General features: G+C 69.0%; 10 protein-coding genes and 1 pseudogene. 3 read left to right on the top strand and 8 right to left on the bottom strand.

Annotated elements, in window-relative coordinates:
• Positions 1–398: 398 nt before the first annotated feature.
• On the bottom strand, positions 399–1,091 hold the full coding sequence (locus HNQ79_RS30965; protein WP_185036304.1) for a hypothetical protein: 693 nt from the start codon (positions 1,089–1,091) through the stop codon (positions 399–401).
• A gap of 869 nt (positions 1,092–1,960) precedes the next feature.
• Between HNQ79_RS30965 and HNQ79_RS30970 the strand changes: the two genes are divergently transcribed.
• Complete coding sequence (locus HNQ79_RS30970) at positions 1,961–4,480, top strand: DEAD/DEAH box helicase (protein ID WP_185036305.1); 2,520 nt, start codon at positions 1,961–1,963, stop codon at positions 4,478–4,480.
• 89 nt (positions 4,481–4,569) lie between these two features.
• Here HNQ79_RS30970 and HNQ79_RS30975 read toward each other — a convergent pair whose 3' ends face one another.
• Together HNQ79_RS30975 and HNQ79_RS30980 are read right to left on the bottom strand one after the other, a co-directional pair.
• Positions 4,570–4,947 (bottom strand): hypothetical protein, encoded by a 378-nt coding sequence (locus tag HNQ79_RS30975; protein ID WP_185036306.1) that lies wholly within the window; start codon positions 4,945–4,947, stop codon positions 4,570–4,572.
• A 183-nt stretch (positions 4,948–5,130) separates the two neighbouring features.
• Complete coding sequence (locus HNQ79_RS30980) at positions 5,131–5,778, bottom strand: hypothetical protein (RefSeq protein ID WP_185036307.1); 648 nt, start codon at positions 5,776–5,778, stop codon at positions 5,131–5,133.
• Positions 5,779–6,256: 478 nt separating this feature from the next.
• On the opposite strand from HNQ79_RS30980, the gene HNQ79_RS30985 reads away from it, so the two are divergent.
• Positions 6,257–7,024 (top strand): transposase, encoded by a 768-nt coding sequence (locus HNQ79_RS30985; protein ID WP_185036308.1) that lies wholly within the window; start codon positions 6,257–6,259, stop codon positions 7,022–7,024.
• 506 nt (positions 7,025–7,530) lie between these two features.
• Here the strand turns inward: HNQ79_RS30985 and HNQ79_RS30990 are convergent.
• Positions 7,531–8,691, bottom strand: a complete 1,161-nt coding sequence (locus HNQ79_RS30990) for a methyltransferase domain-containing protein (RefSeq protein WP_185036309.1) — start codon at positions 8,689–8,691, stop codon at positions 7,531–7,533.
• A gap of 433 nt (positions 8,692–9,124) precedes the next feature.
• Between HNQ79_RS30990 and HNQ79_RS30995 the strand changes: the two genes are divergently transcribed.
• A complete protein-coding gene (locus HNQ79_RS30995; protein WP_185036310.1) occupies positions 9,125–9,694 on the top strand; it encodes an EF-hand domain-containing protein in 570 nt (189 codons plus the stop codon).
• A 255-nt stretch (positions 9,695–9,949) separates the two neighbouring features.
• On the opposite strand, the gene HNQ79_RS31000 is transcribed toward HNQ79_RS30995, so the two are convergent.
• The 4 genes and pseudogenes from HNQ79_RS31000 to HNQ79_RS31010 form a co-directional block, all read right to left on the bottom strand.
• Positions 9,950–10,126 (bottom strand): hypothetical protein, encoded by a 177-nt coding sequence (locus HNQ79_RS31000; protein WP_185036311.1) that lies wholly within the window; start codon positions 10,124–10,126, stop codon positions 9,950–9,952.
• Positions 10,127–10,474: 348 nt separating this feature from the next.
• Positions 10,475–10,867, bottom strand: coding sequence for a hypothetical protein (locus HNQ79_RS34655; RefSeq protein WP_308437378.1), 393 nt, complete (start codon positions 10,865–10,867; stop codon positions 10,475–10,477).
• A 658-nt stretch (positions 10,868–11,525) separates the two neighbouring features.
• Positions 11,526–11,651: pseudogene (locus HNQ79_RS34660) on the bottom strand (helix-turn-helix transcriptional regulator); the annotation flags it as partial.
• Positions 11,652–12,049: 398 nt separating this feature from the next.
• Positions 12,050–12,616 (bottom strand): VanZ family protein, encoded by a 567-nt coding sequence (locus HNQ79_RS31010; protein ID WP_229923791.1) that lies wholly within the window; start codon positions 12,614–12,616, stop codon positions 12,050–12,052.
• Positions 12,617–12,644: the final 28 nt, after the last annotated feature.

A 12,644-nucleotide genomic window follows, 5' to 3' on the forward strand; every position in this document is an offset into this window, starting at 1 on the left:
CCCGCGGAGCGGGTGCCTATCGGCTGCGCCGATAGCAGCGAGCCGGCGCGCTGCGCTCCCCGGCCGCTCCCGCTCCGCGTGAGCGGAGCGGCTCGCTTCGCTCCCCGCCAGCGGTACGCGCTGCGCGCGCACCGCCAACTACAAGGCGAGGGGCCCGCGTTGCGGCCCCCGGTCGCCTGCGCTGCGCTCCGGCCACCCGGCACGCTCCGCGTGCCCAGGCGTGCCACGCTCCGCGCGGCCCACCTACGGGCCTGCGGCCCGAGCGGCAGCAAGGAGGGGGCGGGTGTCCAGTGCGGGAACGCGCGCCGATTCGCCGGCTTCGACCGGTCCCAGCCCGCTGTCGCGGACCGGGCCGTATACGGGGCACCGGGGGCTAGTGTGCGGGGCCGGCTGGAGGATCAGTTGGGGAGGTCGACTACGTCGGCTTTCGGGGGCTCGACATTCAGTGGAGTGTCGAAGTCGCTGAAGGAGGTGACGTTGCGGAAGCCGGGGCTCTTGTACACCACCTGGTAGAGGTAGGGCTTGCCCTCGGTCGCCACATGGAAGGTGTACGTGGCGCTCTTGTCCGTCTTGTCGGTGACGATGAGGCTGGTCGTGGATACCCCGTCGATCTTGCCGGTCTTGCCCTTGACGGCCTTCCCGAACGAGGCGAAGGAGTGAGTGCAGTCAGTCAGTCCGTTCTCGCCGGTCGACGCGGCCGGATCGACGGTCGTCCTGCCCCAGTTCTTCTGATCCTTCCGGCCCTTGGTCTCCATCCCCGACAGCTGCATGTGCTTCAGGTTGGGACGGATGTAGTCGGTGTTGCCGATACGGATCTGCTCGAGCTTCTCCCCCGCACTGCCGGCCGACGTGAAGGAGCAGGTGCCCTTCAGGTCGGTCCTCATCCGGGTGGACCCCCAGCGCCCATCCTCTGTCGTCACGCGCCCCGTGATCGTTACCGCCTGGAGGGACTTCATGGCCTTGTTCGCCTCGGCGAGCATCTGCCCGGCCGACCGCTCCTGCGGCTCCGCGTCCCCGGAGCACCCCGAGAGCATGACGACCAGGGCGATGCACGCGACGCCGGATGCCACAGTGCCAGAAAGTATTCGCACGATCATTCCCCCAGAGTTTGAATCGATCATGATAGCGGCACCGGCCGCCTTGCCCGCGCAAACGTTCGCCCGCATGAGGGACTCCGGGCTGCGCCCGTAGCAAGCGAGCCGGTGCGCTGCGCGCGCGGAGCGCCCCGGCGGCCGGCCTTCGGCCGACCCGTGGCCTCCGCTGCGCACCAGCCACCCCAGCGCACCCGGCACCAGCTCCCGTGCAGGCCAGGCGTGCCACGCCCCGCGCGGCCCACCCACGGGCCTGCGACCCGAGCAGCGGCAAGAGGGAGGGGCGGTCGGGCAGCATTCGCCTGCTACGTTTTCGGGCCTCTCGTGTCACGCAGGTAGTGCAGTGTCAGGAACAACATGGTTGGGAAGAGGACTGATCCGAACCCTGTCAGAAGCAGGATCCACATTCGCGGATCCTCTCTCGTCGCCGTTGCTAGGAATGCTGCTAGCTCAAGGATGGCGAATGCAGCGAACACCCGTGCGTAGGCCTTGAGTTGCTTCGGAGTTTTGCCCTTGCCGAGGAACCAGTGCCCCTGATCTCTTCTCATGGCATCGTGCTTCCCGCAAGACGCACCTCCATGCCCCTGATCGGCCTACGCGGTACATGCGACCGCGACTGAAAACACCCTCAGGTTCTATGTGTTTCTTTCTTGAAAGCAGATAAGCTATGGACTCAGGGCACCCCACCCCGGAGCGCTCCGGGAGATTTTGGAGATCCATCACACGGCCTGACCAGCGATCGGGAGGACGGAGCCACAAGCCGACCGGGTCAGTTCAATCCTAGCTCTCCATAAGCTCCCTAGGTGCAGGTTTCCCGTTTCCCCGCCGCTCCAGTCGACCGGACGGCACCCACGAGAAGGCAGACGGATATGTCGACCACTCACCGCGTTGACCAGCGTGAGGCAGCCCAGCGAGAAGCCATTGACGCGGTCGTGCGTGCCCTCGAATTGCCTGCAAGATCGCTCGTGCCCGAGCGGGGGCTCCGCACGCAGGTGATCATGGCGACCGGGTCCGGGAAGACGAGGGTGGCTGTCCGCAGCGCGGAGGAGCTCCACGCGGGCCGGGTGCTGGTGCTCGTGCCCTCGCTGGACCTGCTCGCCCAGACCGAGGCCGCGTGGCGCGAGGGGGGCCGCCGGGGGCCGATGATCGGGGTGTCCTCACTGCGGGGCGAGGAAGCATCCTTCCCCAACACCACGGACGTGCACGAGCTGGTGGAATGGACACGCGGCCTGGACAAGGTCACCGTCTTCGCCACGTACGCAAGCCTCGGACTCGGCACACTGGAACGGGCACACGCCCGGGGCCTTCCGGCTTGGGACCTGATCGTCGTGGACGAAGCCCACAGGGTTTCGGGACGGATTGGCAAGCCGTGGGCGGTCGTCCACGACAACCAGAAGATCCCGTCCCTGCGCCGCCTGTACATGACGGCCACGCCGCGGCTGTGGCAGCTCGGAGACGAGGACGAGGCCGGCGCACCGGCCGAGCTGGTCGCGAGCATGGACGACGACCCCCAGGGCCCCTTCGGCAGCAGGGCATTCACCCTGACGCTCTCGGAGGCCATCGACCGAGGAATCTGTGCCCCCTACCAAGTCGTCTGCGTCGACGTCACCGACACCGCGCTCCAGGCCGCGCAGCTCCTGGGCGCCGAGAGCCGCTCCGCAGAGGTGCGCGGGGCCCGGCTCGCCGCGCTGCAGACCGCCCTGATGAAGGCCTCCGCCGAGGAGGGCTTCCGCCGCACGCTCGTCTTCCACCACACGGTCAAGGAAGCCGAAGCCTTCGCGGCCGGCCTCACCGACGTCACCTCGAAACTGCACGCGGACGACCCCGAGCTGTACCCCAAGACGATCTGGGCGGACTGGCTGTGCGGGGACCACAAGCCGCTCCACCGCCGTCGGCTTCTCGGGGAGTTCGCGGCCGGGATCGCCACGGACGGCACCGTGGTGGAGAAGTGCTACCTGTGCTCGGTGAAGGTGTTGGGCGAGGGCGTCGACACGAAAAACTGTGACTCCGTGTACTGGGCGGATGTGCGCGGTTCGATGCCGGACCTTGTCCAGGCGGTGGGCCGGGCGCTGCGGATGCAGCCGGGCGAGGGGAAGATGGCCAGCCTGGTCGTGCCGGTGCTGCTCGGGCCCGGCGAGACGGCCGACAACATGCTGACCTCAAAGGCGTTCGGCGGGTTGGCGAAGCTTTTGGAGGCGCTCAGGGCGCACGACGCCAGGGTGGTGGAGAGACTCGCGGAGCAGCAGGCCCCGAGCCGCGTGAGAGGCGTTCAGAGCCGCAGTCAGGGTCAGGAGGGCCCAGGCGAGGGGGATGGGTCAGGGCCGTCGGCGCCCGCCCGGCAGCTGCTGAAGTTCTCCACGCCGCGCGACCCGGCCGCCCTCGCCGCGTTCATCAACCTGCGCGTCCTCAACCCGGAACACGAGCACTGGCGGCGCGGCGTGGAAGCGGCCGCCCTCTACGCCCGCGAACACGGCGACCTGAAGGTGCCGTTCACGTTCCGCGTGCCCGCCGTCGAGGACCAGGAGGTGGAAGTCGCGGTGTGGCCGGCCTCGCTCGCGAACTTCCCGCTGGGGCAGTGGACCGCCGACGCGCGCCGGTTCTACGCCCGCGGGGACATGGACGAAGACCACATCGAGCAGCTGGAGAAGCTCGGCATGATCTGGTCGCACTACGACGTCGCGTGGGAGGAGGGCCTGTCCGCCGCGCGCGGGTGGGCTGCCGAACACGGACACCTCCTGGCACCCGCGGACGCCACGTTCCAGGGCGCGGCGGTCGGGATCTGGTTGAAGAACGCGCGGGCGGCAGCGAGGAGGGCGCAGGAGATCGAGCGGCGGCGTGCTGAGGGGTTGCCGGTGGGGTCGTCGGCCGGGGCGCTGTCGGAGACGCGGCGTGAGCAGCTGGAGGAGATCGACCCGTCGTGGTGCCCGGCGTGGCCGGTGAGCTGGCAGCGCTGCTTCCACCTCGTACGGACACACCTGGACACGGGCGGAGCGCTGCCCACCACGCCGGGTGAGATCCTGCGCCAGGGCGAAGACCTCGGACGGTGGGTACAGACGGTACGGCACGGGTGGGAACAACTCACCAGCGTGCAGCAATGGATGAGCGAACACATCCTCGGGATCACACCCGCGAGCGAGGACGAGAAGCCGCCACGGCCCCGTACGCAGGCCGACAAGTGGATGGCCAACCTGACCGCCGCCCGGCAGTACTACGCACGCGAGGGCCACCTCAACGTCCCGCGCAAACACACAGAGACCGTACTCACCGAAAACGGCCGGGCAGACCAGTACCGCCTGGGAGCATGGATCAACAACCAACGCAGCAGAGCCACCGGACTGACCCCGGAACGGGTGGAGCAGCTATCCAGCATCGGCATGCGCTGGACGTGAGAGGCACCGCTGACACCGCGCGCCGCAGGTCCGAACGTCTGGAATGAGCGAACCAACTGAACGATAGGGCGATCAGCGCAGTGTCGCGATCAGCATGTCTGCTCGATGTAGAGGAGCTGGTGGCCGTCCGCAGAAATGAACTGGAAGGCCCGGTAACTCGGCAGGCCGTCGCTACCGATACGGTCCTTGATACCGGCCCACGCTGCACCCCTTTCCTCTGCGGGCACGCACCGCAGACGGTCACCGGCACCCTCACCGATGATCATCACATCGGCTCCGCGGACAAGCCGCTTCGCCAGTCGCACATCCAACGGGCCCCGGAGGACCTTCCATCGGCATCCGTCCGCGTCGACGAGCTCCCCCGCACCCGCAGGAGACAGGACAAACGGACCGCCGTCGGGTTCCACCGGCTCCAGAGACTCCAGCACCACGGCGAAGCTCACAGTTCTGGGGCGCTTCTTGGGCATCCCAGCAGTCTCTCATCACGCATGACGCAATAGATGCACTGTCACCCGCCCGTTGACGGTCTGCGTTGAGTCTGCGCAATGGCAGTGACCGTCGGCACCGCACTCCGCTGGCCGACGATGCCGCTCGGTTGCCGGCAACTCGCCCACGCTTCTTGATCACAAAGACGTCAGTCTGCGCCGAGGCTACCCCGCACCCGTCAGAAACGGGCCGGGATCGCCGCCGCCCAGTGCCGGACCGGAAGGGTGTAGCAGCTCGATGTGGTCACTGACGGTCTCGTGCCCGGCTTCGGTGGTGGTCACCGCGCGGACCCGGAGCCGGTCTCCGGGAAGGAGAACGATCAGGGCCAGCGGGAACTGGACAGGACGGCAGTGACGGGTGTGCCTGGTCAGGTTTTCCACTTCGAGGGCCGTAGCCCCCGGTGCGATGAGGAGTTGCACGGTTCGCACGAGTTCGTCACCGTCGTCCTCGGGCAGCCTTCTGGTGTGCACCAGGGATTCGGATTCGGTGACGATCGCCATGTCGCGGCCGGCAAGGATCTCCGCCCGGGCCTGCGGATCCTGCGGGTCGACCCCCAGCAGCCCGCCGCTGAGGTGGTCGCAGTCGGCCCAGTCCGCCGTCCCGGCGCCCTCGCTGGGGTCATGCAGGGAGTAGAACAGTTCCTCCGCGAAGTGCCCGTCGTCCCTGCGGTGGACGAGCAGGACGAAACCGAGGCCGTTCTCGGTCCAGACGTCCGCGACGACCGGACCGGCGCCGTGGCACGTGTTGGCGGTCGCTCCCGTGGTGCCGCAACCAAGGGCCTCCCGGGCGATCTTCGCCAGCGGTTGCCGCATCAACTTGCCCTCCATACGGGTGCCGGGCTTCACAGGTAGGAGGAAGGGCGTGCCATGACTCAATCCTTTCACGGGATCGAGTATCTATCGGACACGAGGCGGTGCACATGAAGCAGCTCCTGGGCGCTCTGACACGGCGTCAACACTGCGTTCAGGCAAACCGGCCAGTAATCCAAAGTGGCCTCGGTCACGCCCTGTTGTTAAGGCGTGCGGTGCTGCGGCGGCCGGGCCGACGCAGCCGAGCCTCAGGGCCGACGCGCGTTGACGAACTACCAGCGGGCGAGGTTCCCACACGCCGCCGCCGAGGAGGTCACAGCGGACCTGGCCGCAGCGCAACCCGACACGGGGGTCGCCAGCGAAGGCGGTGCGGCCGGACGTGCCGCCGGAGTGGTGGCAGAGGCCGGGAACCGGCGGAGTGGGAGGCCGATGCACTAAGACCTGTCCCGTAAGTGCTGGTCACAGGTGAGATGATCTTGGGATGGCTGGTGTGATCACGGCGTCGGAGCCCTCTTGGATCGTCCCGTTCACCGGGTTGAGCCCGCGGCAGTTCGGCAGGCTGGTGACAGTGCTCCGGCGCGAGGGTGCGGACGTGGTCCGCAGGGGCCGGCCGTGGAGCCTTCCGCTGGAGGATCGGGCGCTGCTGGTCGCGGCCTACTGGCGCACGAACCTGGCCATGCGCCAGCTCGCCCCGTTGTTCGGGGTGTCGAAGTCGGCGGCGGACCGGATCATCGACCATCTCGGGCCGATGCTCGCCCTGCAGCCCCGCAAGCGGTTCGCCAGGGACACCGTGCTCATCGTGGACGGCACCCTGGTGCCCACCCGCGATCACGCCGTTGCCGAGCGGTCGAAGAACTACCGGTACTCCACGAACCACCAGGTCGTCATCGACGCCGACACCCGCCTGGTCGTCGTGGTCGGCCGACCGCTGCCTGGCAACCGCAACGACTGCAAGGCGTGGGAGGAGTCCGGCGCCAAGGCCGCCGTCGGCATGACGATGACCATCGCCGACGGCGGCTATCCGGGCACCGGGCTCGTCATGCCCCACCGCCGACGCAAGGGCGAAGACCTGCCCGTCTGGAAGGAAGCGCACAACAAGTCCCACAAGAAGGTCCGCGCCCGCGTCGAGCACGCCTTCGCCCGCATGAAGACCTGGAAAATCCTCCGCGACTGCCGCCTCAAAGGCGACGGCGTCCACCACGCCATGCTCGGAATCGCCCGCCTGCACAACCTCGCCCTCGCCGGATAGACCAGCCGGACGTACCGCGGCCAGTCATGCCCGAGACGACCTGAAGATCATTTACGGGACAGACCTTAGGTGCCGACGAGACCGGTCATCAAGGCGGCGCCGTCCCGTTGGGGAGGTCGAGCAGCAGACCGCCGAACGGCCCCCGCCGGCCCAGCGCAGGCTTGCAGCCCGGCCGCGATAGCCGTGGTCCTCTCCGCAGATCCCGCGAAAGATCGCTGCGTGCGCAGCACTGCACTGGCACCGGAACAGAGCCACGCCGCCGATCACATCGGTGCTTCGCGCGGACCAGGCCGTCCGGCCTGAGCGTCAGGACCTGTCAAGCAACCCCGCCCGGAGCCGAGAATCCCCGCGCGTGCCCGTGCGGCGGCCGTCCCCCACCTCTTGGAGGGCGCCCGGCAAAGTTGCTCACCGCCAAGGGAACGGTGGATATCGGAAAGATCGTTCAGACGGCAGAGCAGATCAGACTTCGGTGCGCGGGACCCCGCTCCTGTCCGGCTGCCGTCCGTTTAACCGGCTGCGGGCCGCGGCTCGGGCGTGGCCCGCTGCGCCTGCCGGAGTACGGGTCGCGACGGGTCATGTACCCAGACGTACTGGGTGGCCCCGTGATCGGCAACGGTCATGCCGTAGTCGTAGACGGTGGGGGCTTTGGCTGCGGTCCACTGGTCCCAGGCCTCGCTCAGGGCCTCCACGAGGCGGCCGGGGCCGCCCTGTGTGGCGATCGTCCGGCCGTCGCCGGACGCCGCGAGGACCGCCCAGGAGGAGCCGTCGTGGAGCCAGGCGTTCAGCCCGTCCTCGTCCCATGCGGTCCTGAATCGGAGTTCGGGCATCACCACGCGCAGGTGGAATCCGAGCCCCCAGGGGTCTTCCAACGGTGCGAGGTCCCGGGTGAAGGAGCACTCGGTGTCGCTGTCACTGCCCGCGCGGACGTCCGTGAAGGAGGGGGCGGGGGCGGGCGTGCTGCGGGCAGGCATGAACTGTCCCAGGCCCTGCATCCACCCGCTGGCGGCACTGCCGGTTTTGTTGACGGTGAGGGCCACGTGGCCCAGGTGCCCCCACGGCGTGACAATGCGTCCGCCGGGACGGGTCTGCGCCACCCAGGACCACGGCACCGTGTCGACCGCGTACGTCGCGATGACCCGGTCGTACAGTGCTCCCGCCGGCCAGCCGGCCGTCCCGTCCCCGACGACGACCGGCACCTCCGCGTCCGCCTCTTGCAGGCGCTGGCCGGCCGCTGCCGCCAAGGCGGGGTCCGTCTCGACACTGAGGACATGTCCGGGCCCGGCGCGGGAAGCGAGCAGGGCAGCGTTCCAGCCTGTTCCGGTGCCAAGCTCCAGTACCCGGTGGCCGGGCTCGAGGAAGAGGGAGTCGAGCATGTCGACGACCACGCCGGTGGAGGAGAGGCTTGAGGTGGGGCGGCCGTCGGTGAGCTGAGTGATGGCCGGACGGTCGGGATCGCCGTAGAGCTGTGCTGCCCAGCCCGCCGGGTCCGCGGCCCGGTCGACGGCCCGGTACCGGTGGCCGTCCCACCGCCACAGCCGCTCCGGTGCGAACCATTCGCGGGGCAGCTTCTCGACGGCTGTTCTGATCCACGGTGAGCGTGCGGGCCACGCCCCGCGCTCCTCCAGGACGGCGGCCTGACCGGATGCAGAGGTGACTGAGGCGGTCACTTCTTGTGTTTCCCGTCGGAGGGAGGCGGCTTCGGTACCTGGCCATCGGCGTTGTCCGGCGGCGGGTTGCCCTGGCCCGGCGGCGGCTCCGGCTTCTCGTGCTTGCCCACAGCATCTCCCGGCGCTCGTCGCAATGAGACCCCATCGTGGCGCACCCAAGGGCCGCCCGGTAGTGGGCCGCCGGGCAGAAAACCGTTCGGTTAGTGGTAGCAGAGCACGGTCGCCGTCCCTGCGGGGCCGTGTGGGGCGGACGTGCGCGGCGTGCCCCGCCGACGGCGAAACACCAGAGCGCAGCCCGTCACCCCCATTCACTCGTAGGTGTACAACGTGGGGAATTCGCTCCGGTACTGCCTGCGGTAAGTACCGTCGAAGTGGCAGGCGCTTCTCTTTTGATGCCCTGTCACTTGTGTTCGGTTACCCGTAAGGAGCGGCAATGTCTGGCCAGGATTTCCTCACATTGAAGATCGAGCAGGGTTTCGATCAGCTCGACGTGAACGGCAACGGCATCCTTACCGAGGACGACCACGTGGAGATGGGACGTCGGGTGGCGACCTCGCTCGGCCACTCTGAGGGCTCCCGGCAGGCGGATCAGATCATCGGCGCCTACACCACCATCTGGCGGGACGTGCACGCGCCTTTCGTCCCGGCCGGGAGCCAGGGCATCTCCAAGAGCCAGTTCGTCGCCTCGACCCGTACGCTGGCAGACGACTCCGAAGCCGCCAGGGCAGCCCTTGGAGCGCTCGCCGAAACCTACCTGGCCATCGCCGACATCAACCAGGACGGCCAGATCAGCCCAGAGGAGTTCCTCGCGTTCCAGCGCGGGCACTTCCCCCAGCTCACCGAGGCAATGGCAGCCGAGGCGTTCACCCATATCGACACCGACGGCGACGGAATGCTCTCACCCGCCGAATTCACCAACGCCGTCATCGAATTCTGGTCCAGCACAGACCCCCACGCCACCGGCAACTGGTGGATGGGACACCACCCGTCCCCACAAGGCTGAACCAGCCGCGCCGGCTTCCCGCGGATACTCCAGCCGGTCACCCCCGGACAGGGCACGCTGATGCTGCGCGGCACCCGCAACGGCGCGCAAATCGGCAGCGGCCTATGTGCAACGACGACCGTGGCCCCGGGCACGCCTGCACCCGTGATCATCATCTGCTCCGATCCCGGCGCCGGCATCGCCCACGCCGTTCGCACCGCCCTTTGCCACCGTGGCCACCGAGCGAGGCACCTCCGCCTTGGCTAGGGCGGTGCGTTACGGGACGTGTGGTGCGTGATCCGGCAGGAGTGTCAGCAGCCGCTCGCAGCCGTAAGTCAGCATGTGCAGGCGGTCGGTCGCGGCGGCCAGGCCCGTGGGAGTCGCTGCCAGGGCGTTTGCGGTCTTCTCGTGGGAGACCTTGGCCCGGTCCCAGTCGATGGTGCTGTGGTCCATGGCGTCCAGGGCCGACAGCGTCTCCTCCAGGAGAGGCGGACGTGCCCGGACAGCAGCGACGCCAGGAGTTCCACGTCGTCAAGGCGGGGCAGCGGGTGCGACGTGAGGAGCACGGATTTCGCCTGCCGGACCGTCTCCCTCATCAGGGTGGTGTCGAGCGGGAGGCCGTGCACCTCCTGGGTGGCGGGCACGGCAAGGTGGCGGGAGCCGGCCCCGTCGGCACCGTGGTGTTCCGGTGTGTGGTGCGCGCTCATTGGTCGCCGTCCTCTTCGCTGTCGTCGTGGGTACGACCCTTCAACGGCCCGGCGGGGCAGGCAATGGGGAGAACCCTGACGGCGGTCCGCGAACTCACATTTGTGCAGGCAGGCGCACGACGTCCGCCAGGCGGCGCATGTCCGGCGTCAACGTGCGGCGACGGCTGATGACCTTGGTGAGGATGTCGGCCGCGAGCCGTTGGTTGGGCAGCCACTGGGGTGCCGCCGTCTCGACCCGGAGCAGTGTGTCGACGGCGCCCGCGTAGTTGCGCACGTCCGCTTCGGCGTTCGCCACATCCAGCAGGTGCCGGTTGAGGTTGTTGGACGTCGCGCGCTGCCCGGCGGCCGGCACCAGGGCCGCCAGGCGCAGCACCTCGTCCGGGCGCTGGGTGATCGAGGCGTTCTCGGCGCGCTTGAAGATGACGGTCGTCGGGCCGAACCGGCGCAGGAAGTCGCCGCCCGGGGTGTGCTCGCGCCCCAGGGCCACGGCGGCGGCCTGTGCGAACTTCAGGGCGTCCGCGGCTTCCCCGGGGCGTTCGTCGCGGACGGCGTCTGCCGACAGCCGCAGCAGGATCCACCCCCACGCCGCGAGTTCGTCCGGCGTCGCGCGCGAGAGCCGGTTCCAGGTCGTCCGCCCACCGCACCGCCAGGCTGCGGGCTTCCTCCAGGCGGCCCTGGCGCAGCAGGAGCCAGCACTGCGTGGTGACGGTGGCCGCGCCCTCCAGGCGGTCGGCGGCGCCGTCCAACGCCCGCTCAAGGGCGACGTGGGCGGCGTCGAACTGGCGGGTCTGCACCATGGCCCATCCCCCGAGCTGCAACAGGCGCACCCGCAGGGCGCGTCCGTCGTCGCCCAGGGCCTCCGCGTCCCGCAGCAGCACGGGCAGTACCGCGGCGGCTTCGGCGAGGCGGTCGCTGGAGAACAGCGGTTCGGCTGCGTGCAGCGCGGCGCGCACCCCGGCGAGGGTCGGTGCGTCGTCGAGTTCCACCAGGGCGGGCGGGCCCAGCAGCGCGGTACGCGCATCGGCCCACAGGTCAGCGGTCTGCACGTCAGGGCCGACGACGCTCTCGCGGGTGCCGGCCTGGAGGAACGTGGTGGTGGTACGCAGCGGGACAGCGAGCTTGCGCAGGGTCTCCAGGCGGGGCGTCGTGCCGCGTTCCTGTTCCAGGTCCTCGATCGTGCGCCGGGACACCCGGGCCGCACGGGCCAGTTCGCTCTGGGTGAGTCCCGCACGTTTCCGCAGTCCCCGCAGGCGCTGCCCGACAGTACTCATACCCCGCAGGGTACGACCACCACGGGCTGCTGTGCCGGGCGAACCGGCCACCGCCCACTCCTGCGGGTGAGGACGAACTTCCCGTAGAGCAGGGGGCGTTGCGGGGGCCAGCGCGGACGAAGGCGGTTACATGTCCGGTTCGACAGGCCCCCAAAGCGCCCCGACCGGCAGCACAGAAGCCCGGGCAAGTTCACCTCGGTGACCGTCCCCGGGCTTCGCTGTGCGGTGGTGCGCCCCTCCATGGGAGCGGGGTGCGCGCGAGCCGGCCGCGCTATCCCGCACCCCACCTCGTCCCGCCGGGTTCGGTGAGATCCGTTGCGGACGGTGGGCAGCCGCGACAACAGACCGTACGACACGGGATCCGGGCAGCCCGGTGTCGGACAGGGGGCGCGGCGCACCTATGCCGGGTCTTCAGCAGTCGGCTGGCGTTTGGTGAACCGGTGCCACCAAGGGCGGCGTCGGGGATGCACTGCGCGACCCATCCTGCGGCCGATCAGCAGGTAACCCATGAGGGCACCTGCGGTGTTGAGCAGTACGTCATCAACGTCGAAGGCGCGCCCGGTAATGAGGGCGCCTTGGACGAGTTCGACGAGGATCATCACGAGAGCGGTGGCCGCCGCTACGCGGACCAGTCCTCGCGTCCGGGGTACCAGTACCGGCAGCAGCACACCGAACGGTATCCCCATCACGATATTGCCGCCGAGCTGCTTGACTGTGTCCGGGGCCATGGGATGCGCGAGGTACGCACGGATGGAGTCACCAGGACGCAGGTTATTGTGCGTCAGCGGCACGGACGCTGCCGAGGGTTCCAGAGTCAGCCGGGCCAGAACCACCGCAAATACGACCGTCCCCACAAAAGCCAGCATCATGGCCAGCACCCGACCGAACGTAGAAAGGGGAGGTTTTCTGCGAACCCACTCCCCAGGATCCTCAGCGGTCTTTTCACGCAGGACTATCCGCGCCATTACGAGCTCCCAGCCAGGGGTAGTTTGC

The organism is Streptomyces candidus (genome assembly GCF_014207445.1).
GTDB classification, from domain to species: Bacteria; Actinomycetota; Actinomycetes; order Streptomycetales; family Streptomycetaceae; genus Streptomyces; species Streptomyces candidus.

Excerpts from the sequence above, each read along its gene's own strand:
- HNQ79_RS30970 (WP_185036305.1), top strand. The coding sequence starts at position 1,961 with ATGTCGACCACTCACCGCGTTGACCAGCGTGAGGCAGCCCAGCGAGAA.
- HNQ79_RS30975 (WP_185036306.1), bottom strand. The coding sequence starts at position 4,947 with ATGCCCAAGAAGCGCCCCAGAACTGTGAGCTTCGCCGTGGTGCTGGAG.
- HNQ79_RS30980 (WP_185036307.1), bottom strand. The coding sequence starts at position 5,778 with ATGCGGCAACCGCTGGCGAAGATCGCCCGGGAGGCCCTTGGTTGCGGC.
- HNQ79_RS30985 (WP_185036308.1), top strand. The coding sequence starts at position 6,257 with ATGGCTGGTGTGATCACGGCGTCGGAGCCCTCTTGGATCGTCCCGTTC.
- HNQ79_RS30995 (WP_185036310.1), top strand. The coding sequence starts at position 9,125 with ATGTCTGGCCAGGATTTCCTCACATTGAAGATCGAGCAGGGTTTCGAT.
- HNQ79_RS31000 (WP_185036311.1), bottom strand. The coding sequence starts at position 10,126 with ATGGACCACAGCACCATCGACTGGGACCGGGCCAAGGTCTCCCACGAG.
- HNQ79_RS31010 (WP_229923791.1), bottom strand. The coding sequence starts at position 12,616 with ATGGCGCGGATAGTCCTGCGTGAAAAGACCGCTGAGGATCCTGGGGAG.